Here is a 23047-nt window from a genome sequence, read left to right as displayed (position 1 = left end):
GCGCCACGCAGATGGCGACGGCGCCTAATTGAGTCGCGATAGCGTCAGCGCAAGCGCCGGAAAGTCCTGGTTGTTAATGCGCGTCGCGAGCTTGGTGCCTGTCATGGTACTGCCAGCCATCTCGAGCTCGTAAGTCATTGCGCTCCGATTGGCCTGCATTGCGCCGTCATTGGCGTACACAATGACAGTGATCCTGTCGCCCTGCCGGCTCCAGCGCGCCGGATATTTGTCCGCATAATTCGCAGCACCATCCCCCTGGATGATCAGCCTCGCGCGTTCACCAGCCTCGGTGACCACCTGCCAGATACCCACCGGCGTGGATTGCGCGACCGGTCGTTGAGGGGCAACGCTGGCAGGTAGCGCCGTCTCAACTTTCGTGTTCAAGGCCTGCTTGCCGGATCCAGGGCCGACACACTGGAAACTGCCGTCGGGCGAGTCCTTGATTTCGGATTTTCCAAAGCCGATACCGCCCTCACAGGCCGCATAGCGGTATTCCTGGATGCCGCTGGCCCGGGTAATTGAACCTGCTTCGATGTTGTTGGAGTGAGTGTAAAAACTGTTTCCCGCTGGCCCGTCCCCACACTTCTTTTTGGTGTACTTTTGCTCACCACACCAGACCACAAAAACCTTGTAGTTGCAGCTGTTCCTGAAAACAATGTCCTGCTTGTCGCGCGATGCGGAAACACATTCCATGGCACTCCGTCCGGGGTTGCCGGCCGCTGATGCGCCCGTCGCAAGCAAGGCCAGCAACAAGGCCAGCAGATATCGGTGCTTCATGGTTCTCTCCCCACAGTCCGCTTTTCGGAAAATTGGCCCTGCCCGGGCGAGGCCAACCACAGATTGGGAAGCTTAGATGCAGGGACCTGCCCGCGCCATCCCCGGAACAGGGGATGTGGAAAGTACACAGTGAAAGCCTGAATCTCCACAGTGCCCGCCTAACCCGTGGGCCCTGTGTCGATCGATTTACTTCGCCAGCCAGCCCAGGCTTTTGGCGTGCAGGCTCTGGATGTAAAGCCTGTCGGGTGTTTCCGTAACGCCGGTGGTTTCCGGGTAGGCCCCGCTGGGGTCCTGCAGGTCGGTGACGATTTTTCCGTCTTCCGTGAAGGCCATGACATGCCCGTAGGAAGGCGGAATGGGCCACATGGCACGCGGGAGCCACAGGGTGAGTTTGCGCAAAAAGGGCTGGTCCGCGAGTTTGTCGACCGTCGGGTTTCTGGGCTTGGCCAGGCCCAGCCATATCCTGCCGTCCAGGCCGCGCATGAGGTTGTCCGGGTAGCCGGGCAAATTATCCAGCAACACACTGGCTTGCGGACCCGGCCGCGCGACATCCAGGTCGCTGGCGTCGACGGATACTTTCCACACCCGGTACTTGCCAGTCTCCGCAACGAACAGCGTCTTGCCATCCTGACTCAGGGCAACACCATTGGCAAAACCCAGGCCCCGGGCAACCACACGCGTGACCTGGGTCACCGGGTCGAATTCCAGAATCCGCCCGGTCGAGGACTGCTCGAGAATGTCCAGCACACTGGCTTCAAACGTGCCGCCCCAGCGGGCCGGCGCAAAACGTGTGGAGGCATCGCTGACATAAATTTTCCCGTTGCCGGCCACGATGACCGCATCCGCATAACGAATCGGGTCGCTCCCGACTTTGTCGGTCAGCAGCGTGATCTTTTTGTCCGGACTGATGGACAGCAGGCCCTTGACCGCATCGGCCGCAATCAGATGCCCAGCGGCGTCAAAGTCAAACCCCAACACCCTGCCTCCGGTGTTGGCAAACACCTCCCGCGCGCTGCCGTCCGGGGCCATGCGCAGGATGGTGCCGCTGACAACAGTCACATACAGCTTGCCGTCCCTGGCCATCACCACATGCTCTGGGCCTTCTTCGGCACCCAGCGAAATCATCTGCAGACCCGCCAGCTTGTTGTTGACCGCGTGCGGTCCGGTGTAGCCGGGGGCCGTGCTTGCGTTCCAGCGGACAGGCTCTATCGGTACTGGCCACCAGCTCAGGTAAGCACCGGTCACCGCCATAATCAGGACCAGGATCAACGCTGCCTTTTTCATAGGCTGGACTATAGCCTTGAGCGCAGCCGTCGACCGACAGGGCCTTGCTTCGCCGACAGGTCCGCAAATGGCCAGTGGCGGCCGGAAGACCGGGCATGATGCGTGTTTCCAGAGAACAGGCACCCATGGCACCCCCGCTTCCCCGCTCCCTGCTGGCCCTCACCGGGTCCAACCTCGCGGCACAGTCGGCCGAGCAACTGAGTCTGGCGGCGGTGCCCATCGTCGCCGTCCTGGTCCTGGGCGCCGGGCCCGGCGACATCGGCTTGCTGGCGACCGCCCAGACGCTGCCCTTTCTGCTGCTATCGATTCCCCTGGGCCTGCTGGCCGACCGCACCTCGCGGCGCCGCCTGATGGTGTGGGCCGAGACCCTGCGCGCCCTGGCCTTGTTCGGCCTGCTGGCAGCCGTGATGTCCGGCCAGCTCTCCATCGGCTTGCTGGCCGTGCTGGGCTTTCTGGGTGCCGTCGGCACCGTGGGTTTCAGCGTCGCTGCGCCTGCCCTGGTGCCCGCGCTGGTGCCGCGTGAAGCCCTGGCGCGAGCCAACGGCCGGCTGGAACTCGCCCGAAGTGCCGCGTTTGCTGCCGGGCCCGCGCTGGGCGGGGCGCTGGTCACTTGGGCCGGCGCACCTGCTGCGTTTGTGCTGGCCGCCGTGTTGTCAGTCTCTGCGGTGGTTCTGCTGCTGCAGCTGGTGGAGCCGCCGCGCGCGCCAATGGCCAGGCGTCACCCGCTGCTCGACATTCGGGACGGCGCGCACTGGGTCTGGCGCCATGCGCTGCTGCGGCCCATTTTTCTGACGGCTGTGGCCTGGAACATTTCCTGGTTTGTCCTGCAGGCCGCGTACGTGCCCTACGCCATCCGGCTGCTCGGCCTGAGCGCCGCGGCCGTCGGCATGACACTCGCCGCGTATGGCGCCGGTATGGTGGTGGGCGCGCTGCTGGCCCCGCACCTTGTTGCGAAGCTGCCCTTCGGCCGGGCGATTCAACTCGGTCCGGCCGTCTCGGTGCTGGCGGCGCTGACCATGGTCGCCACACTCGCCCTTCCGTCCGGCGTGTTGGCGGGCGTGGCGTTTTTTCTTTTCGGCGCCGGCCCGATTGTCTGGACCATCACGTCCACGACCTTGCGGCAAACCGTCACCCCCGGCGCCATGCTGGGGCGTGTCTCGGCGATTTTTCTGGCGGCCAATACCGGGGCCAGACCCATCGGCGCCGCCCTGGGCGGTTTCGTGGGCGCGACCTGGGGCGAACCCGCCTGCCTGGTGCTGGCCCTCGCGGGGTTCGCCGTGCAGGCGTGGATTATTTTTGGCTCGCAAGTCAGGGTGCTGCAGCGCCTGCCCCAACCAGCAGGCTGACAAACGTGCCAGCCAAAAGCGTCAGTCAGGTCCGATGTGAACCCGGACATGCACCCACACAAGGCACGCCGCTATGCAGTGCACGGACGGGTCCGCGCTCCGGGAACCGCGGAAGTTGCGAAGGAACGCCCTCTGCGGATCAGGATCAATAAGTCCCGGGGTAAGCCCCGCCGTCGGCCAGGACGTTCTGCCCCGTCATGTAAGCGGCATGCGTGCTACACAGGAAGGCGCAGATCGCACCGAACTCGTCAGGCGTGCCAAAGCGACCAGCGGGAATTTGCGCCTGTTGCGCGCGGCGGATCTCTTCGACACTCTTGCCGGACTTTTCAGCAGCGGCACGCACGGTGGTGGCGATGCGGTCAGTGTCGAACTTGCCCGGCAGCAGGTTGTTGATCGTGACCCCCTGGGCCGCCAGTTTGGTACGCGCCACGCCAGCGACAAAACCCGTCAGCCCGCTGCGCGCACCGTTGCTCAAGCCCAAAATATCAATCGGCGCCTTCACCGAGCTGGAGGTGATGTTGATGATGCGGCCAAAACCGCGCGCCGCCATGCCGTCGACCGTGGCCTTGATCAGCTCGATCGGGGTCAGCATGTTGGCGTCCACGGCCTTGATCCAGGCGTCGCGGTCCCAGTCGCGGAAGTCGCCCGGTGGCGGACCGCCGGCGTTGGTCACCACGATGTCGAAATCCTTGCGCACCGCGAAGACCGCCGCGCGGCCTTCCACGGTTGTGATGTCCGCCGCAACAAACTGTACGCTGGCGCCCGCCGGTCGGGCGCTATCAGCTATCAATTTTGCAGCAGTCGCTTCCAGCACCTCGGCGCCGCGCGCGACGATCAGCACGTTCACGCCTTCGCGCACCAGCGCCTGGGCACAGCCCAGACCAAGGCCCTTGCTTGCGCCGCACACCAATGCCCATTTGCCTGCAATACCTAAATCCATAATAATTTCCGCTTCTTCGTTGAAAGTTGATGGGCCATGATACTGAGTAAATCCAAGCGCGTTCACTGGCTGGGCTCTTGCGCCCTCCTGCTGGCCAGCGCCCTGGCCCATGCGCAACCCGAATCAGTGCTGGTCAAGCGAACCACTGAATTGCGCGAGGCGCCGGGGGAAACACCGCGCAGCGTGGCCCCGCTGGCGGCGCGCACGCCAGTCACGCGCTCGGGCGCGCGCCAGGGCGCGTGGATCCAGGTGCGTACCGCCGAAGGCGCCAGCGGCTGGGTCCACATGTTCGACGTGGCCCCGGCCAGCAGCGTCGCGGCGCCCAGCGCCGGCGCCAATGCGCTGCGCGGCCTGACCAGCTTTTTCAACAAGGGTAGCGCCCAGGGCGGCGCCACCACCGCCACGTCTACTGTGGGCATACGCGGGCTGGGCGCGGAAGACCTGGCGCGCGCGCAACCCAACATGGCAGCGGTGGCGCAAGCCGACACGCTGCGCATGGATGCCGACCAGGCCCGCCAGTTCGCCAGCGCGGCAGCACTCCGCAGCCGGCCGGTGGACGCCCTGCCCGAGCCGGCGCCGCTGCAAAACAGCAACCCAGCGGTCAATAACAACAACTAGAACGGGAGCCGCCCATGAACCTGCCACACCGCCTCCCGCAACCGGCCTGGCTGCCGCCGCTGGCGCTGGCCGCCGGTCTGGCCTGCATGCCGGCGCACGGCCAGGACGCCGGCAAGGCCCTGAACCTGCTGGGCTCCTTTCTGCGCCAGGCCGCCCCTGCCGAAGCGCCGGCGCCCGCCCAGCCGGCCTCGCCCGGCGGACTGCTGGGAAACATGCTGGGCACCGGCTTCGCGCCGGCCGGCGCTGGCCAGGCATCCCGCGCCGGCGACCTGATCGGCCTGCTGGCGCAGTCGCTCGAGCAGATCGACGAGCCAAAGGAAATTGAAATCGGCCGCCAACTGGCCGCCGTGCTGCTGGGCAGCAAGCCGCTGCACCCCGACATGGCGCTGCAGCGTTACGTCAACCAGCTGGGGCGCTGGATCAGCCTGCAGTCCTCGCGGCCGCACCTGCCCTGGACCTTCGTGGTGCTGGACGATGCCGGCTTCAACGCTTTCGCCGCGCCCGGCGGTTATGTGTTCGTGACCAAGGGGCTGGTTGAACGTGTTGCCGACGAGGCCGAGCTGGCCGGCATCCTGGCGCATGAAATCACCCACGTGACCGCCAGACACCACCTGCAGGCGATTGCCAAAACCGCGCGGGCCGGCCTGCTCACGCAGGTCATCGGCTCGCAGGTCAAGGGCGAACTGGCGGGCGCGGTGTCGGCCCAGTTTCTCAACCTGGGGCGCGACCTGTATTCGCGCGGTCTGGACCAGACCGATGAATTCGATGCCGACCGCAGCGGTGTGGCGCTGGCCGCACGCGCCGGTTTTGACCCTTACGGGCTGGTGGCCGTGTTGCAGCAGCTGCGCACCGCGACGCCCGACAACCCGCTGTTTGCCTTGTCGCTGAGCACCCACCCGCCGGCGCAACAGCGGCTGGACCTGCTGGAGCAGGCCATGGGCAACCGCATGGACGGCCTGAGCGGACAGCAGGTCATCACCGTGGCCCAACGCCTGGAAGGCCTGGCGGCCGCACGCACGGCCAGAAGTGCAGATGTGCCAGCGGTCACAGCGCCGCCTGGGCGACGGATACCGGCGAAAAAGTAAGTGCGGTTTTTTCAGCATTCGGACTAAGGTGGACTATGGGTCGAACCGCCCTTACTACCGTTTGGGCTGAGCCTGTCGAAGCCTGTGCAAGCCCGCGCGGCTGTGGGTCTTCAGGCAGGCCGGGTCTCGCCCCGGCGGGCGAGACACTTTGTCTTTGCTTCGCCAAAGAAAAGTACCCAAAAGAAAGGCGACCCGATGGTCTGGGTCCCCTGCGCTGCGCTTCGGGGCAACCTGTGGTGCTTGACAAAAGCGGGGTCTCGCTCGAACTCGGCTTCGCCTCAAACAATCGCGAGCCCTTGATCCGCTTTTGCCTGCGCTCCTCGGCCCAGCCCGACGGGTGGGGGAAGCGAATACGGATACGGGGAGACATGACGCGCACAGCGCGTCATGTCGGAGTCAAGCGGCCGTTGTGTTTGCACGCGGTCGCAGCACACGCAGCCAAATGAGTCCCCCTCCATCGCCCAGCGGGGCGAGGGCAGGGGCTAGGGGTGGGAGTGGGGAGTTGTGCCTACTGTCCAGAGCGAACCGGGAACGCAGCGTGACGCAAAAGCCGAACGAATATCACTTGCCCCCACGGCTGAACACGAAGATGCCGGCGATCACCAGCACCGTGCCGGCCGCTACCCAGGCGGTGAACGGCTCCCCGAGAATCAGCACGCCCATCAAGATGGTGGACATCGGGCCGACCATGCCGGTCTGCGCGGCCAGGCTGGCGCCTATTCGCTCAATGGCCATCATCACCATCAGCACCGGAGCCGCCGTGCACAGCGTGGCATTGAGCACCGAGAGCCAGATCACCTCGGGCGCAACCGCCGCAGCGCTGAGCGGCCTGAGCAGCAGGAACTGCAGGATGCAGCACAGGCAGGCGACCGTTGTGGCCAGCCCCACCAGTCGCAAGGCGCCCAGGCGCTTGACCATCTCGCCGCTGTAGACCAGGTAGAGCGCATAACTGACGGCGCTGAGAAACACCAGCAGCGCGCCCCAGGCGGCCTCCGGCCCCAGCAGGGTGATCTCGTGGCCGAAGACCAGCACCACGCCGCTGTAGCTGATGGCCATACCCATGATTTGCGGCGCGCTGATCCGCCTGCGGTACAGCACCAGGCCCAGCAGCAACACCAGCGTGGGATTGAGGTAGAGGATCAGCCGCTCCAGCGAGGCGCTGATGTAGGCGAGCCCGGCGAAGTCCAGGAAACTCGCCAGGTAATAACCGGTGAAACCGAGCCAGAGCACGCCCAGCCAGTCCTTGCGGGTCAGGGCCGCCTTGCCCCGGCTGGCCCACCAGGCCATCACGGCAAATATCGGCAGCGCAAACAGCATGCGGTACATGATGAGCGTGACCGCATCGACGCCGTAGCGGTAGGCGAGCTTGACGATGATCGCCTTGCCGCTGAAGGCGATCGCGCCGAACGTCGCCAGCAGCAAGCCGGACGCTATGCTTTTAGTAGCTGCCTGCGCCCGTGGATTCTGGGCTGTAAGTGCTTTTTGCTCTGAACTTCTGGACAAGAGAAAATTTTAGAAACCGACGGCCTGGCCGTCGCGCCGGCTGTCGCTGGCCGCCACATACCCTTCGACCTTCGGATCGCCGGCGCGGCAGATGAACTGGCCCGCGCCGAAGTCCTGGTAGGAGTCGTTGATGACTTCCATGCGGTGGCCGCGGTCCGCCAGGCCCTGCACGGTTTGCGGGTTCATCGACGCTTCGACATTGATTTCAAAGCCGGCGTTGTAGCGCCAGCGCGGCGCATCACAGGCGGCCTGCGGGCTCTGTTGGTAGTCGAGCATGCGCACCAGCGTCTGCATGTGGCCCTGGGGCTGCATGTTGGCGCCCATCACGCCGTAACTCATCACCGGGAGGGTTACGGAGGGCTGGAGAGGGGCCCCTTCAGGGGATCGGAACCCGGAGTGGCCCTCGGGGCCCGACACCAGATGCTTGACGCTTTCCCACTGGGCATCGGAGGGGCCGACCGTTTTCGTGAGGAAGGCCGGGATGATGGTGTGGAAAGGCCGCTTGCCCGGCGCCACCTGGTTGACGCCGGCCTGCAGGCTGAAGGCGTGGCCGCGGTTTTGCAGGCTGATGCCGAACTCGGGCTCGACACAACCCGAGCCAAACCCCATGTAGTTGCTCTGGATGAAGCTGACCATCATGCCGTCTTCGTCGGCCGCGGTGAGGTAAATGGTGCCGCCCTTGACCGGGTTGCCGGCGCCGAAGTCCTGCGCTTTTTTCATGTCGATGAGTTTGGCACGGGAGGCGAGGTAGCTGTCGTCGAGCATTTGATCGACGCTCACCTCCATCGACGATGGCTCCGCCACGTATTTGTAGACGTCGGCAAAAGCCAGCTTCATCGCCTCGATCTGCAGGTGCTGCGAATCCACGCCGTCGACCGCCAGGCCGGCCACATCGAACTTGTCGAGGATGCCCAGCGCAATCAATGCCGAGATGCCCTGGCCGTTCGGCGGAATCTCGTGCAGCGTGTGGCCGCGGTAGTCCTTGCCGATGGGCTTGACCCACTCCGGCTGGTAGGACGCAAAGTCTTTGGCCGTGAGGCTGCCGCCGTTTTGTGCAGAGAATTTTTCAATCGCCTGCGCGATCTCACCGCCGTAATACGCCGCACCCTTGCTCTGGGCAATGGCCCGCAGCGCCCTGGCCGCGGCCTTGAACCGGAACAGCTCGCCGACATTGGGCGCGCGGCCCCAGGGCAGAAAGGACTGGGCAAAACCGGGCATCGATTTCAGTTCATTGGTAGCGGCCGCCCACTTCTGCTGAACCACCGGCGGCAGCAGGTAGCCCCGCTCGGCAATCTCGATCGCGGGCTCCATCAGGTCGGCAAACGGCAGCCGGCCAAAACGCTCGCTCATGGCCACCCAGCCGGCGACGGCACCGGGCACGGTCACCGAATCAAGACCGCGCTTGGGCGGGGTGGCGGCGCTGTCGCCGTATTTGCGCTTGAAGTAGTCCGGCGTCCAGGCCTGCGGTGCGCGGCCCGAGGCATTGAGGCCATGCAATTCCTTGCCGTCCCACAAGATGCAGAAGGCGTCACTGCCCAGACCGTTGCTGACCGGCTCGACGATGGTCATGGCAGCGGCAGCGGCAATGGCGGCATCCACCGCGTTGCCGCCCTTGAGCAGCATGCGCAGCCCGGCCTGTGCGCCCAGCGGGTGCGAGGTGGACACCACATTGCGGGCAAACAGGGGAATGCGGGTGGAGGTGTAGGGATTGCTGTAGTCGAAGTTCATGAATGGCTCTGGAAATGGGAGGGCTGGCGCCAAGCCCTGGCGCCGGTTAAACGCTGTCAGTCGGTGGTGATCTTGCGTTCGGAAATGATTTTTTTCCACTTGGCGTTGTCGGTCCTGACCATCGCCGCAAAAGCCTGCGGCGTGCCGCCGGTGGGCTCGGCGCCCAGCCGGGCAAAACGCTCTTTGACGTCGGGGTCGGCCAGGGCCGCATTGACCGCCTGGTTCACCCGGGCCGTTAGTTCGGCGTTCAGGCCTTTGGGGCCGTACACGCCGAACCAGGTCACGGACTCGAAGCCCGGCAGGACCTCGGACACCGTCGGCAGATCAGGCGCGAGCGCGGTGCGCTTGAGGCTGGTCACCGCCAGGGCGCGCAGCTTGCCATCCTTGACATGCGGCATGCCGGTGACAAAGGAGTCGAACAGCACATCGAGCTTGCCGCTGATCAGGTCCGGCATGGCCAGCGCCGTGCCCCGGTAGGGAATGTGAAGAATGAAGGTGCCGGACTGCGCCTTGAAGTACTCGGTGGTCAGGTGCACGATGGTGCCGTTGCCGCTGGACGCGTAGTTCAGCCGCCCCGGATTTTTCCGCGCATGGGCTATGAACTCTTGCATGCTCCTGGCCGGCGAGGAGTTGGGTACCAGCACGACATTGGGCGAACTGGCGACGTAGGCGATCGGCGTGAAATCCGCCTCGGCGTTGTAGGGGATTTTCGGGTTGATGGCCGGCCCGATGCTGTGGGTGCTCGAGGTCGCCAGCAGCAGCGTGTAGCCGTCCGGCGTGGCCTTGGACGCGGCGTCGGCGCCTATGGTCCCGCCGGCGCCCGGCCGGTTGTCGACCACCACGGTCTGCCCGATTTTTTCACCGAGCTTCTGCGACAGCGCGCGCGCCAGGATGTCGGTGGCGCCACCCGCCGGGAAAGGCACGATCATGCGGATCGGCCGCGCGGGGTAAGCCGCCCCGGGAGCCGCCGCTGAAGTCTGCGCCGCGGCAGGCAGGGCCGCTGCAACAACGCTGGCCGCCGTCAGAAAAATGATATGTCTACGTTTCATTTCGCCATTGTGCAACGGTTTTCGGGATAGCAGGGTTCGGACAGTTTCACTCAAAAAAAACGGCACCCGAGGGTGCCGTTGGGGCCTGTCGCCGAGGGGTCAGTCCTCGACAAAAGCCTCTTCACGCTTGTTCTTGACCGCCGGCAAAAGCACGATCACAAGCAGCAGCGCCCCGGCGGCAAGCAGGCCGGCAGACAGCGGACGGGTCACAAACACGCTCCAGTCGCCGCGCGAGAGCAGCAGCGCCCGGCGCAGGTTTTCTTCCATCATGGGGCCCAGGATGAAGCCCAGCAGCAGCGGCGCAGGCTCAGCCCCGAGCTTGATGAAAACATAACCAATCACACCGAAAATCGCCACCATCCAGATGTCCCAGGTGTTGTTGTTGGTCGAATACACGCCAATCGCGCAGAACAGCACAATCGCAGGAAACAGCAGGCGGTAGGGAATGGTCAGCAGCTTGATCCAGATGCCGATCAGTGGCAGGTTCAGGATCACCAGCATGGCATTGCCGATCCACATCGAGGCAATCAGGCCCCAGAACAGCTCGGGGTTGCTGGTCATGACCTGCGGGCCAGGCTGGATGTTGTGGATGGTCATCGCGCCCACCATCAGCGCCATCACGGCGTTGGGCGGAATGCCCAGCGTCAGCAGCGGGATGAACGACGTCTGTGAGCCGGCGTTGTTGGCAGATTCAGGAGCGGCCACACCGCGGATGTTGCCCTGGCCAAATGGCACTTCACCAGGACGGCCCTTGATCTTCTTCTCCAGGGTGTAGGCGGCAAAGGCCGACAGCAAGGCGCCACCGCCGGGCAGGATGCCGAGGGCCGAACCCAAGGCCGTGCCGCGCAACACGGCCGGGGCCATGTCCTTGAAATCCTGCTTGGTGGGGAACAGCCCCGTCACACTGGCCGTGAAGACTTCGCGCTCATGCTCGGGCTGGGACAGGTTGCTGATGATCTCACCGTAACCAAACACACCCATGGCGATCACGACAAAACCGATGCCGTCGGTCAGTTCAGGCACATCAAAGCTGAAACGCGCCACGCCGGAGTTCACGTCGGTGCCGATCAGGCCCAGCAGCAGCCCCAGCACAATCATGCCTACCGCCTTGAGCAGCGAGCCCGAGGCCAGCACCACGGCGCCGATCAGGCCCAGCACCATCAGGGCGAAATACTCGGCCGGGCCGAACTTGAAGGCCAGTTCGGTCAGCGGCGGCGCAAACGCCGCGATGATCAGCGTGCCCACGCTGCCGGCAAAAAACGAACCAAGTCCGGCAGCGGCCAGCGCCGGCCCCGCTCGACCCTTTCTGGCCATCTGGTAACCGTCGATACAGGTCACCACAGACGACGACTCGCCCGGCAGGTTCACCAGGATGGCGGTGGTCGAACCGCCGTACTGGGAACCGTAATAAATGCCGGCCAGCATGATCAGCGCGGACACCGGTGGCAGCGCATAGGTGGCCGGCAGCAGCATCGCGATGGTGGCGACAGGGCCGATGCCCGGCAGTACGCCGATCAGCGTACCCAGAACGCAGCCAAAAAAGGCATACATCAGGTTGATCGGCGTGAATGCCACGCTGAAACCCAAGGACAAATTTGTAATCAGATCCATTTTATTTTCCTTAGCCCGTGATGAAGGACGGCCACACCGGGAACTGCAGCTTCAGCGCCAGAACAAAGGCGATGTAGCTGCCGACGGCCAGCACCGTCGCGAGGATCAAGGTGGTCTTGAATTTCCAGCCGGCTTCCGCCATGCTGGCAATGAAGGTCAGGGCGTAAATCGCCACAATCATGCCGAAGGCCGGGAACTTGATGGCGGGCAGGCCCGCCAGCAGGATGCCAAACACGACGTTGGCGGAAATCACGAAGATAAGCGGCTTCCAGGCAATCTTGCCGATCTTGCCGCCGCCCTCGGTTTCAACCACCAGTGCGGTGAAGGTGATCGCGGCGCCAATGACGGCCAGCAACACACCCAGCATCAGCGGGAAGTAGCCGGGGCCCATGCGCGCGCCCGTACCGACGTTGTAAGTACTGGCGCCCCATGCGAATGCGCCTCCGACGGCCATGAACATCAGGCCGCAAAAAAAGTCTTTCTGACTCTTGATATTCACGGTTTGTCTCCTCTAACTAAAGAATGAATCGCTGGATTGTGCATGTAATTGCCCCTGAAGGGGATGTGGCTTTCACTTACGCAAAAAAGCGGCAGAAAAAATCCGCCTGTCCCGGCCGGGACAGGCTTCAGGCCATGGGCGGCGTCGTGGAAAGGATTTCCTCGATGGTGGTCAGGCCTTCAGCCACCTTGAGCGCGCCCGCCAGCCGCAGCGGCCGCATGCCGTCGGCCACGGCCTGGCGCCGCAGCGCGTCGATGCTGGGCTCTTTGGTGACCTTGTCCTTGAAGGCCTCGGTCACCGTCAGCAGTTCATACAACCCCATGCGGCCCAGGAAGCCGGTCATGCGGCAATCAACACAGCCGGCCGGCTTGTAAGGCTGATAGGCACCGTTGATCTGCCAGGGCTTGACGATTTCCGTGAGCGTTTCGCGCGAACTGCCTTCGTCTTTTTCGCGGCACTGCGGACACAGCGTGCGCACCAGCCGCTGCGCCAGCACACCCAGCAAGGTGGCGTTGATCAAATAGGAGGGGACGCCGAGTTCCATCAGGCGCGACACCGCCGAAGGCGCGTCGTTGGTGTGCAGCGTGCTGAAGACCAGGTGCCCGGTCAGTGCCGCCTGCACCGCCATTTCCGCGGTCTGCAGGTCGCGGATCTCGCCGACCATGATGATGTCCGGGTCCTGCCGCATCAGCGCGCGCAGGCCTTCCGGGAAATCGAAATCGAGGTGCGCCTGCACCTGGGTCTGGTTGAAGGCCGGCTCGATCATCTCGATCGGGTCTTCGATGGTGCTGACGTTGACCTCTTCGGTGGCGATGCGTTTGAGCGTCGAATACAGCGTGGTGGTTTTGCCCGAGCCGGTCGGCCCGGTCACCAGCACGATGCCATAGGGCCGCTTGACGAGCTGCTCCCAGCGCGTCGCGTCATGCTGGGAAAAGCCCAGTGCGTCGAGGTCCTTGACGGTGGTGTCGGGGTCAAAAATCCGCATCACCATTTTTTCGCCGAAGGCCGTCGGCAAGGTGGACAGCCGCATTTCGATTTCGTCGCCGCGCGGGTTGCGGGTCTTGATGCGGCCGTCCTGCGGCCGGCGCTTCTCGACCACGTCCATGCGGCCCAGCAGCTTGATGCGTGCCGTCATCGCGTTATGCACCCCCATGGGCAACTGGTAAACCGGGTGCAACACGCCGTCGATGCGAAAGCGGATCACGCCCTGGTCGCGCCGCGGCTCCAGGTGAATGTCGCTGGCGCGTTGGTCAAAGGCGTATTGCCAGAGCCAGTCCACCACCTGCACCACGCCCTGGTCGTTGGCGTCGAGCTGCTTGTTGGTTTTGCCCAGCTCCACCAGTTGCTCGAAACTGGCGGCGCCGGCGTTGCCGCCGGCCTTCATGGCCGCCTTCACCGACTTGGCCAGCGCGAAAAACTCGGCGGTGTAGCGGGCAATTTCCAGCGGGTTGGCCACCACCAGGCGCACGCTGCGCTTGGCCTGGCGTTCGACCTCGGAGACCCAGTCGGTGACGAAGGGCTCGGCGGTCGCCACCACCACCTCGGACGGAGTGACCTGCACCGGCAGCACCTTGTGGCGTTCGGCATACACGGCCGACATGGTGTCGGCCACCTTGCCCACGTCCACCTTCAGGGGGTCGATGCGCAGGTAGCCCAGGCCGGCCCGGCCAGCCAGCCACTGGGAAATGGTTTCAATGTCCAGCGGCTTGCCGTCGGACACGCGGGTCATGCTGACGCTGGCCAGCCGGATCAGCGGATGCTGCGCGCTCTGGACCTGCGAGCAACGCGCAATCGTGCGTTGCGCCTCGGCCGCCGAGATCAGCCCGTCGTCACTGAGCCACTCCACCAGCCGGCGCCAGTCCAGCGGCCCGGCCGGCGCGGCGGACCGGGTGGTGGATTCAGGGGGGTGTTTGGGAGGCACGGCAGCACGCATGCAGGCACTTTAACTGATCACCCCCTTGCGACGGAGAACTTCTCGGGGAACTCTCAAAAAACGGGTTTGAACAGCCTCAGCCACTTTTTGGCGGGCAGGCCGAAGCGGGACTCGATCACCTCGGCCCGTTGCGAAAGCTCCGTCCGCTCGGGCCGGGTCGGCTCACGTTGCGCCGCCACGACGGTGTTGCCCTCGCGCGTCGGCTTGAAGGCCCAGACGGATTCGGGGCCGAAGACCTCGGCGATTTTTTCCAGCGAGCTGATGTAGCTGGAGTCGCGCCCGAACAGGTTGACCGTCATGACGCCGTCCTCGCTGAGCAGCTCGCGGCAATCCGCGTAGAAGTCCGCGCTGTCGAGCACAGGCGCGGCCGCTTCGTGGTCGTACAGGTCCACCTGCAGCGCGTCCACGGTGCCGTGGTGCGCCGCCTTGCGGATTTCCTGCGCGGCGTCGGCCAAGATGACCTTCAGGCGCAGGTCATCGGCGGGCAGCTTGAACCACAGCCGGCAGGCGGCCAGCACCTGCGGGTTGAGCTCGATGGCCGTGGTTTTCATCTTCAGTTTCTTGTAGCAGAACTTGGTCAGCGCTGCCGACCCCAGGCCCAGTTGCATCGCGTGTCGCGCAGCCACCGTGCCGGATTCGGCAAGCAGCAGCCAGACCATCATGCGCTGGACATATTCCAGCTCGATGTCGAACGGTTTGTCCAGCAGCATGGAGCCCTGCACCCACTGCGTGCCCAGGTGCAGGTAGCGGACGTCGCCGTAATCGGAAAAATTCACCTCGGGCAGTTCTGCCTGTGGAAGCTTGTTGAGGTTGATGCTGGTTTCTTTGCGGGCCATCGGGTCAATCGGTCAATCTGTGTTTTTCAAATACGTCGCGCCAGGCAGCGAGTTTGCGCTCAAACGTCCAGGAGGCATTCGCCGGGCTGGTGGACGGTAATTGATAAAACGCGATGGCGGTCTCGCGGCATTTCGCCGCCGGGCCGCCCCAAGGCGAAATAGCCCCCTCAGGGGGCTGCGCAGCACACGAAGTGGCAAGCGTGGGGGCAATTTTTCGGGCATGTTTGAAACTCTCGCCGCCGTTGTGGGCGATGACTTCCAGCGCCGGGCACTGTTGCAGCATCTGCGCGAAATCGTTGACCACCGGCTGGCGGATGCGGCTGTCCAGGCTGCCCTCGCGTTCGCAGGCGGCATACACGTCCCAGACGCCCAGTTGCCTGTCGAGCAGCCATTCGCTACGACTTTGATAGCTGTCTACGCCCACTGGTATTGGGCTGGAGGGCCAAATCGCTTGCAGAATTTTCCAGAACTGGTTTTGCGGATGGCCGTAGTACTGCTGCGCGGCCAGCGAGGCCACGCCGGGGAAACTGCCGAGGATGAGCACACGGGTCCGGCGGCTGACCAGCGGCGCCAGACCGGTCAGCATGCCGACAGGGCCTGCAGCCCGGGCAGGGCCGCGCCGGCGTTGGCCGTGGTCGCCAGCGCCAGGGCATCGAGCGTCATGCCACGCAGTTCAGCCACCACCGCGGCGATGCGCGGCAACTCGGCCGGCTCGTTGCGCCCCTGGGCTTGGCCCCCGCCGCGCTGCTGCGCCGTGGCGTACAGCCAGTGCGGCGGAATGTCCGGCGAATCGGTTTCCAGCACCAGTGCCTCCAGCGGCAATTCGGCCGCCAGGCGCCTGAGCTGCCGCGCCGGCTCAAAAGTGACGGCCCCGCCAAAACCGAGCTTGAGGCCCAGCTTGAGGAATTCATCGGCCTGTTGCCGGCTGCCGTTGAAAGCGTGCGCAATGCCGCGCCAGCCGTCCTGCGGCGCGAGCTCGCGCAGGTGCTTGAGCAGTTTGTCGGCGGAGCGGCGCACATGCAGGATCACCGGCAGGCCGTGCTTGCGTGCCAGCAGGAGCTGCTCGCGGTAGAAATGCTCCTGGCGCTCGCGCAAAGGGCTTTGTGTCAGGGCCGGCACAAAATAATCGAGCCCGATTTCGCCCACCGCAACCAGCCGGGCGTCGGTTTTTCGCAGGGCGAGTTCGGCATCGAGCGCGGCCAGATCGCCCTCCTGTGCCTGGCCGACAAACAAGGGGTGGATGCCCAGCGCATAACTGTCCCCAAAATCGTGCGCCAGTGTACGCACGGCCGCAAAGTCAGCCACCCCGACCGCCGGCAACACACAATGCGCCACGCCGGCGGCCGCCGCCCGCGCCCGCACGGCGACACGGTCCTTGTCGAATTCGGCGGCATCGAGGTGGCAATGGGTATCTATCCAGTGAGGCATTTCTCCATGATGCCTGATCGCCCGCCAGCCGCGATGACCCCACGGATGCCTGAAGAATATGCAGGGTTGCGCCAGACGTGATACCGTGCAATCGTCAGTCCAAAAATCCCGGAAAAACCCTTTTCACAGGTGACACGGATGCGCAGGCCAGCCCTCTACAGCAGCTCCAGCAGACCCCCTCCCGCGGAGGCGCCAGGGCAGCAGGCGCAAGCCGGGCAGGTCCTTGCGCCTGCCCCCCGAACACGTTTCTTCTCGCTGTCCAACCCGCGCCTGCTTTGGACCGCGCTGGCCGTGATGGCGCTGTTGCTGGCCCTCAGCCTCTCGCTGGCGCTGCGGCCGCAGCCACGCAAGCTGACGCAGGCCGACATCAACGCCGCCGTCCTGAAAACGCTGGAAACCACCCAGTTGCCCTCGGCCGTTGCCAAGGCCTACGACACCATTCGCCCCTCGGTGGTGCGCGTCACTGGCTACGGTAAAAGCAAGAACGGCAAGGAAGACCAGGAGTACGGCGTCGGCACCGGCGTGGTGATTGTGGACAAAGGCATCATCCTGACCAACCTGCATGTGGTGCAGGGGGCGCAGACCATCAAGGTGGTGTTTTCCGACGGGCTGGAGTCCACCGCCCACATCATCGGCGCCCAGCCCGAAAACGACCTGGCGGTGCTGCAGGCGCACAAGATCCCCGACGACATGATTGCGGCGACCATGCGTTCCACCGGCGACCTGGCGTCCGGCGACCATGTGCTGGCCGTGGGCTACCCCTTCGGCATCGGGCCGTCGGCATCGGCGGGCGTGATCTCCGGCCTCAAGCGCACCTTCCGCTCTCCCGAAGGCAAGCAGGAAATGACCAACCTGATCCAGTTTGACGCGGCCGCCAACCCCGGCAACTCCGGCGGCCCGCTGGTGACCATGGACGGCGAGGTGGTCGGCATCGTCACCGCCATCCTCAACCCCAACCAGCAGCGCAGCTTTGTCGGCATCGCCTTTGCCGTGCCGATTGAAAACGCCGCGGCCGCCGTCGGCTTGCCTCCCTTCTGAAGGACCTCCCCATGCAAACACCCGCCGCCTCGCAGGACCCCCACACCGCGCAACTGATGGAACAGATCCTCTACGAGGTCAAACGCGTGGTCGTCGGCCAGGACCGTTTTCTCGAACGTGTGATGGTGGCCATCCTGGCGCAGGGCCACCTGCTGGTTGAAGGTGTGCCGGGCCTGGCCAAGACCCTGACCGTCAAGACCCTGGCCGCCACCATCCAGGGCAATTTCAAACGCATCCAGTTCACACCCGACCTGGTGCCGGCGGACCTGGTCGGCACCCGCATCTACAACCAGAAAAATGGCGATTTCAGCACCTCGCTGGGCCCGGTGTTCACCAACCTGCTGCTGGCCGACGAGATCAACCGGGCGCCGGCCAAGGTGCAAAGCGCCCTGCTGGAGGTCATGCAGGAGCGCCAGGTCACGATTGCGGGCGTTACCCACCGAGTGCCCGAGCCCTTTCTGGTGATGGCCACGCAAAACCCGATCGAAACCGAAGGCACCTACCCGCTGCCAGAAGCGCAAGTGGACCGTTTCATGATGAAGGTGCTGGTGGACTACCCGACCGACGAGGAGGAGTTCGTGATTGTCGAGCGCGTGATCGGGCCGGCCGTGGCCGTCTCCAGCGTCGCCACCACTGCGCAGCTGGCCGAACTGCAGCGCGAATGCCGGCGGGTCTATGTGGACCCTTCGCTGATCCAGTACGCCGTGCGGCTGGTATCGGCCACCCGCACCCCGGAAAAAAACGGCCTGAAAGACCTGGCCCGATTCATCACCTTCGGCGCCAGCCCGCGCGCCACCATCAACCTGACCGAAGGCGCGCGCGCCCTGGCCATGCTGCGCGGGCGCAGCTATGTCCTGCCCGAAGACATGACGGACCTGGTGCCGGATGTGTTGCGGCACCGGCTGGTGCTGTCCTACGAAGCGCTGTCCGAGGGCCTGAGCGCGGACACCGTGATCGCCAGAATCATGGCCAAAGTTCCGGCGCCTGCGCGTCCACTGGAACATGAAAAACTGGTTGCCTAGAAATGTGGCCCCCACGGTCGCTCACTGCGTGTAGCTCCCGAGGCCTTGCAGGCCGCCGCTCGCCGGAGGCTTCGCTTCTGTCGCCTGTCCAAACCTGCGCAGGCAGGTTTGGAGCCGCAGGCTCCAGCCCCTCGGGGGCCGCTGCGCCTGCGGACTGGCAAAGCCAGATCCGCGGCCCCTGCTTGAAGCAGAGGGCCCCTCGCCGGTTGCCCTACACGAGGTGGTGACCGGTCATGAAAAACTGGTTCCGCAAATCCGTCCAACCCGAACCTGCCGAAGCCCCCGTCCAGGCGTCGGTGGCCCGGGTGCACGCTGGCAGCCATGGCAGCGCCGAGCACGTGCTGCGCCGTCTCGAGTGGACCGTGCTGCGCCGGCTCGACGGCCTGCTGCAGGGCGACTACCGCACCTTGATGCGCGGCACCGGCATGGACCTGGCCGACCTGCGCGAGTACCAGCACCACGACGACGTGCGCCACATCGACTGGAACGTGACCGCGCGCCTGCAGTCGCCGCATGTGCGTGTGTTCACCGAAGACCGCGAAATGGCCAGCTGGTTCCTGCTGGACCTGAGCCCCTCGGTCGATTTTGGGTCGGGTGACCAGCGCAAAAGCCAGGTCTCCAGCGAATTCGTCGCGGTGCTGGCGCGCGTGCTGACGCGCCACGGCAACCGTGTGGGCGCCATGCTGTACGGCGCCGGTGTGGACACCGTACTGCCGCCGCGCGGCGGGCGCGCGCATGTGCTGCAACTGCTGCACAGGCTGCAGACCCGTCCCGCAACCACCGGCGTGGTCACCACGCGCCTCGACGAACTGCTGACATCGGCCGCCCAGCTGCTGCGCCGGCGTTCCACGGTGTTTGTGGTGTCCGACTTCATCAGTGAACCCGGCTGGGAAAAAGCGCTGGGCCGGCTGGCGCAACGCCACGAGGTGGTGGCGGTGCGCCTGCTGGACCCGCTGGAGCTCGAACTGCCCGACCTTGGACTGATCCCGATACGCGACGCGGAAACCGGTGAGCAGTTGCTGGTCGACACCCACGACGCGGGTTTTCGCCAGCGCTTTGCGCGCATTGCCGCCCAGCGTGAAGCCGACTTGCGCCAGGCGCTGGCGCAGGCCGGCGTGGACACGCTGGAGTTGTCCACCGACGGCGACCTGGTCGACGCCATCATGCGTTTCACCGAACTGCGCAAGCGCCGCGGCCAGGTCTCGGGCGCTGCCGGCAGACACGGCCGCGGCAAGCTGCCCGGCCACCTGAAGGCGGCGGCCTGAGCCGCAAGGAGATGACCCCATGACACCTCCCATGACTTTTCTCTGGCCCCATTTTTTGTGGCTGATGCTGGCCCTTCCCCTGCTGGTGGTGGTTTATGTGTGGCTGCTGCGCCGCAAAAAGAAAATGGCACTGCGGTATGCCAGCCTGTCCATCGTGCGCGAAGCCATGGGCACGGGCCAGAGCTTGCGGCGTCACATCCCGCCGCTGCTTTTCCTGCTGGCGATCGCCGCCATGCTGCTGGCTGCAGCGCGGCCCTTCGCCGTGATCACCCTGCCCTCGCAGCAGGAAACCATCATCCTGGCGATGGACGTGTCGGGGAGCATGCGCGCCACCGACGTGCAGCCGAACCGCCTGGTCGCCTCGCAAAACGCCGCCAAGGCCTTCCTGGCCGACCTGCCGCGCAGCGTGCGGGTCGGCATTGTCGCGTTTGCAGGCACCGCCTCGGTGGTGCAGCAACCCACGCTCAGCCGGGAGGACCTGGTCGCGGCCATCGACAAGTTCCAGCTGCAACGCGCCACGGCCATCGGCAACGCCATCGTCGTCTCGCTGGCCGAGCTGTTTCCGGATGCCGGCATCGACCTGGCGTCGCTGACCTACGGCCGCAACCGCAACAGCGGCATCGCGATTGACCAGGCGCCGAAAGAGCCGAAGAAGGAGTTCACGCCCGTAGCCCCCGGTTCCTACACCTCGGCGGCCATCATCCTGCTGACCGACGGCCAGCGCACCACGGGGGTGGACTCCCTGGAAGCCGCCAAGATGGCGGCCGACCGCGGCGTACGCGTCTACACCGTGGGGGTGGGCACGGTCGATGGCGAGACCATCGGGTTTGAAGGCTGGTCCATGCGCGTCAGGCTCGACGAGGAAACCCTCAAGGCCATTGCCAACAAGACCCAGGCCGAATACTTCTATGCCGGCACCGCGGCGGACCTGAGGAAGGTCTACAAGACCTTGAGTTCGCGTCTGACCGTGGAGAAAAAGGAAACCGAAATCTCCGGCTTGCTGGCGCTGGTGGCGTCGGTGCTGGCCCTGCTGTCGGCGGGCTTGTCACTGCTGTGGTTTAACCGGATTCTTTGACGTCACCGCTTTGCCGCCAGGGAGAATCCGGCATCACGCTGCTGCGCCTGTAGTTTGCCTGGGGGAGTAGGTTGAACTCCCCACTCCCACCCCTAGCCCCTGCCCTCGCCCCGCTGGGCGATGGAGGGGGACTTCATTTGGTCGCGTGTGCTGCACTCGCGTGCAAACATGAACGTCTGTTGACTCCGTCATGACGCGCTGCGCGCGTCATGACTCCCCGCATTCGGCGTTGGTCTTTGTCTTTGTTTCCCCACCCGTCGGGCTGGGCCGAGGAGCGCACCGCAGGTTGCCCCGGAGTGAAGCGGAGGGACCCGGACCCATCGGGTCGCCTTTCTTTTGGCTATGTTGTACTTTACGTACCCAGATTTCACCAACCCCATCCAATTCAAGAACTGGACATAGATACAGTATTGCGAAACAAATGAGGATTTTTTAGGATAAATGCTGAAAATAGCATTTGACGACTTGCATTCATCCCGAACATCAGTCAAAATTCGTCCTACCAACTTGCAAAGGACGCACCATGACTGCTGAAAGCCAAGCTACTACGCCCAAGCCCGATGAAGCTCGTGGGCGTTCAACCATCGAGTTTCCTTATTTCGACCTAACCAGCGCCCTTGAGGTTGCGCAGGCTGTTAAGCAGGTAGGAGGCACTTCTGCCGACTGGAAACAGCTAGCCGTAAAGCTCAATATGACCGCTGAGGGCGGCGGATTTCGTTCTCGAATGATGACCGCAAAAACGTTCGGGCTGCTGGACTATGACCGAGGGCATGTTGAGTTGACTGAACTCGGATTACGGGCAGTCGATCCGCAGTTCGAACGTGCCGCCCGAGTGGATGCCTTCATGGCGGTGCCTTTGTACAGGGCGCTGTTTGAAAAACTGAACGGTCAAACACTACCTCCGGCGGCGGCTGTCGAGCGGATGGCCGAACAACTTGGTGTTGCTCCAAAGCAAAAAGATAAGGCGCGACTAGCCTTCATGCGGTCAGCAAAAACCGCTGGCTTGTTCGAGATATCAGCTGAACGTCTTTCCTTGCCCCCTAGTCTTAATCAAGGTCCACCCAAAGCGGCTGCAGGGCCTGATTTCGATGGAGAGGAAACCACTCGCCGAAAGGGAGGGGGCAATGGGGGCGGGTCGAACCTTCCACCATTTATTCAGGGTTTGATCGACAAACTGCCAGAGCCAGAATCCCAATGGGACTTAGCCGGGCGCGCTAAGTGGCTTACAACCGCCGCAAATATTTTTGACCTGATGTATTCGGCAGACGACGAGACTGCCGGGATAACAATCACATTGAAAGGAAGCACCTTGTCGATCACTACTGGAGCTTCGTCATGAGCAGGAGATAAGGCGTCCCCGGCGGTTATTTGCCTGCCCTGCCGGGGCGGAAATAGGAAGGCCGGCGTAGTGTGGAAATTCTTGGCGGAACTAACACTACGCCGGCCGTGGCAGGCCACTGCTTAAGCGGCTCATCCCCGCAACTATCCAGCCATGAGGCTGGTGTCACGACCTGATGCGTTAGAGCGCATCAGGATTTATGGAACTCGGTCTGGGGGCGAACCCTTTCCACTAAGTCCATTCCTTACTAGGGAGCCTCCATTCTAAACTTTGGAGGGGATTTGGTCAATGTCGCCCTCGCTCACTTGAGGAGAACGATATGTCGCCATATCGTCGAAAGAGTGTGCATGTCTGCGCGTACGTTCGCATGCGGTTTAACCGCCTCGAACACGTATGCCAGCACTGGCGCTCTCATCCGGGTCAACTCGATTTCGGTTTCTAAAATAACTAAGCAGTTTTCCCGCCACCTGGTTTCCTGGGTGGCGGTTTTTTAATTTGGCCGCTGGTTTCACGATGGTCAGCCGCGCAGGCTTCGACCCTTCGACAAGCTCAGCCCGAACAGCGCCTAAAGCACCGCCCACATGGCTCCCGGATCAAGGCCGGTATGACAAGCTACAGAGAGAAGTCGCTATAACTTCAATAGCTGCCTGCGCCCATGGGATAAGGGCTGT

20 protein-coding genes are annotated in these 23047 nt (G+C 64.1%); 8 read left to right on the top strand and 12 right to left on the bottom strand.

Features of this window, described 5'->3' with window-relative positions; translation table 11 throughout:
• Positions 1–24: 24 nt before the first annotated feature.
• Both B7G52_RS08965 and B7G52_RS08960 read right to left on the bottom strand, forming a co-directional pair.
• Positions 25–777, bottom strand: coding sequence for a hypothetical protein (locus B7G52_RS08965; protein ID WP_096697265.1), 753 nt, complete (start codon positions 775–777; stop codon positions 25–27).
• Positions 778–963: 186 nt separating this feature from the next.
• The gene (locus tag B7G52_RS08960; protein WP_240523374.1) at positions 964–2061 is read right to left on the bottom strand and encodes an SMP-30/gluconolactonase/LRE family protein; all 1098 of its coding nucleotides are present in this window, start codon (positions 2059–2061) and stop codon (positions 964–966) included.
• A 125-nt stretch (positions 2062–2186) separates the two neighbouring features.
• Here B7G52_RS08960 and B7G52_RS08955 point away from each other — a divergent pair, with 125 nt between their 5' ends.
• Positions 2187–3407: an MFS transporter gene (locus tag B7G52_RS08955; protein ID WP_096697301.1), complete on the top strand. Its 1221-nt coding sequence runs from the start codon at positions 2187–2189 to the stop codon at positions 3405–3407.
• A 145-nt stretch (positions 3408–3552) separates the two neighbouring features.
• Here the strand turns inward: B7G52_RS08955 and B7G52_RS08950 are convergent, their stop codons facing one another.
• On the bottom strand, positions 3553–4347 hold the full coding sequence (locus B7G52_RS08950; RefSeq protein ID WP_096697264.1) for an SDR family oxidoreductase: 795 nt from the start codon (positions 4345–4347) through the stop codon (positions 3553–3555).
• Positions 4348–4383: 36 nt separating this feature from the next.
• Here B7G52_RS08950 and B7G52_RS08945 point away from each other — a divergent pair, with 36 nt between their 5' ends.
• Together B7G52_RS08945 and B7G52_RS08940 are read left to right on the top strand one after the other, a co-directional pair.
• The gene (locus B7G52_RS08945) at positions 4384–4965 is read left to right on the top strand and encodes an SH3 domain-containing protein (RefSeq protein ID WP_096697263.1); all 582 of its coding nucleotides are present in this window, start codon (positions 4384–4386) and stop codon (positions 4963–4965) included.
• Positions 4966–4979: 14 nt separating this feature from the next.
• Positions 4980–6050: a M48 family metalloprotease gene (locus tag B7G52_RS08940; RefSeq protein ID WP_096697262.1), complete on the top strand. Its 1071-nt coding sequence runs from the start codon at positions 4980–4982 to the stop codon at positions 6048–6050.
• A gap of 561 nt (positions 6051–6611) precedes the next feature.
• Here the strand turns inward: B7G52_RS08940 and B7G52_RS08935 are convergent.
• From B7G52_RS08935 to B7G52_RS08890, 9 genes are all read right to left on the bottom strand, one after another.
• Complete coding sequence (locus B7G52_RS08935) at positions 6612–7553, bottom strand: DMT family transporter (RefSeq protein ID WP_371329004.1); 942 nt, start codon at positions 7551–7553, stop codon at positions 6612–6614.
• Positions 7554–7562: 9 nt separating this feature from the next.
• Positions 7563–9281, bottom strand: coding sequence for a gamma-glutamyltransferase family protein (locus B7G52_RS08925; RefSeq protein WP_205853041.1), 1719 nt, complete (start codon positions 9279–9281; stop codon positions 7563–7565).
• A gap of 56 nt (positions 9282–9337) precedes the next feature.
• Complete coding sequence (locus B7G52_RS08920; RefSeq protein WP_096697299.1) at positions 9338–10330, bottom strand: tripartite tricarboxylate transporter substrate binding protein; 993 nt, start codon at positions 10328–10330, stop codon at positions 9338–9340.
• Between the two features lie 99 nt (positions 10331–10429).
• On the bottom strand, positions 10430–11941 hold the full coding sequence (locus tag B7G52_RS08915) for a tripartite tricarboxylate transporter permease (RefSeq protein ID WP_096697261.1): 1512 nt from the start codon (positions 11939–11941) through the stop codon (positions 10430–10432).
• Positions 11942–11951: 10 nt separating this feature from the next.
• The gene (locus B7G52_RS08910; protein ID WP_096697260.1) at positions 11952–12440 is read right to left on the bottom strand and encodes a tripartite tricarboxylate transporter TctB family protein; all 489 of its coding nucleotides are present in this window, start codon (positions 12438–12440) and stop codon (positions 11952–11954) included.
• A gap of 127 nt (positions 12441–12567) precedes the next feature.
• Positions 12568–14373: a GspE/PulE family protein gene (locus B7G52_RS08905; protein ID WP_096697259.1), complete on the bottom strand. Its 1806-nt coding sequence runs from the start codon at positions 14371–14373 to the stop codon at positions 12568–12570.
• A 53-nt stretch (positions 14374–14426) separates the two neighbouring features.
• Positions 14427–15209, bottom strand: a complete 783-nt coding sequence (locus B7G52_RS08900) for a spermidine synthase (RefSeq protein ID WP_096697258.1) — start codon at positions 15207–15209, stop codon at positions 14427–14429.
• A 4-nt stretch (positions 15210–15213) separates the two neighbouring features.
• Positions 15214–15795, bottom strand: coding sequence for a DNA-deoxyinosine glycosylase (locus tag B7G52_RS08895; RefSeq protein WP_096697257.1), 582 nt, complete (start codon positions 15793–15795; stop codon positions 15214–15216).
• Positions 15789–16637, bottom strand: a complete 849-nt coding sequence (locus B7G52_RS08890) for a TatD family hydrolase (protein ID WP_096697256.1) — start codon at positions 16635–16637, stop codon at positions 15789–15791. Before B7G52_RS08890 ends, B7G52_RS08895 begins: the two co-directional genes overlap by 7 nt.
• A 138-nt stretch (positions 16638–16775) precedes the next feature.
• On the opposite strand from B7G52_RS08890, the gene B7G52_RS08885 reads away from it, so the two are divergent.
• From B7G52_RS08885 to B7G52_RS23285, 5 genes are all read left to right on the top strand, one after another.
• Positions 16776–17675 carry a S1C family serine protease gene (locus B7G52_RS08885; protein WP_096697255.1) on the top strand — a complete coding sequence of 300 codons (900 nt, stop codon included), beginning with the start codon at positions 16776–16778 and terminating at the stop codon, positions 17673–17675.
• 11 nt (positions 17676–17686) lie between these two features.
• The gene (locus B7G52_RS08880) at positions 17687–18697 is read left to right on the top strand and encodes a MoxR family ATPase (protein ID WP_096697254.1); all 1011 of its coding nucleotides are present in this window, start codon (positions 17687–17689) and stop codon (positions 18695–18697) included.
• Positions 18698–18930: 233 nt separating this feature from the next.
• Positions 18931–19962, top strand: a complete 1032-nt coding sequence (locus B7G52_RS08875; protein ID WP_096697253.1) for a DUF58 domain-containing protein — start codon at positions 18931–18933, stop codon at positions 19960–19962.
• Between the two features lie 31 nt (positions 19963–19993).
• The gene (locus B7G52_RS08870; protein WP_096697252.1) at positions 19994–21037 is read left to right on the top strand and encodes a VWA domain-containing protein; all 1044 of its coding nucleotides are present in this window, start codon (positions 19994–19996) and stop codon (positions 21035–21037) included.
• 523 nt (positions 21038–21560) lie between these two features.
• Positions 21561–22376, top strand: coding sequence for a hypothetical protein (locus B7G52_RS23285; RefSeq protein WP_141397416.1), 816 nt, complete (start codon positions 21561–21563; stop codon positions 22374–22376).
• Positions 22377–23047 lie beyond the last annotated feature (671 nt).

The organism is Polaromonas sp. AER18D-145 (genome assembly GCF_002379095.1).
Lineage (GTDB): Bacteria > Pseudomonadota > Gammaproteobacteria > Burkholderiales > Burkholderiaceae_C > Polaromonas.
The sequence above is the reverse complement of the archived record's forward strand: the minus strand, read 5'-3'. Positions and strand labels throughout refer to the sequence as shown.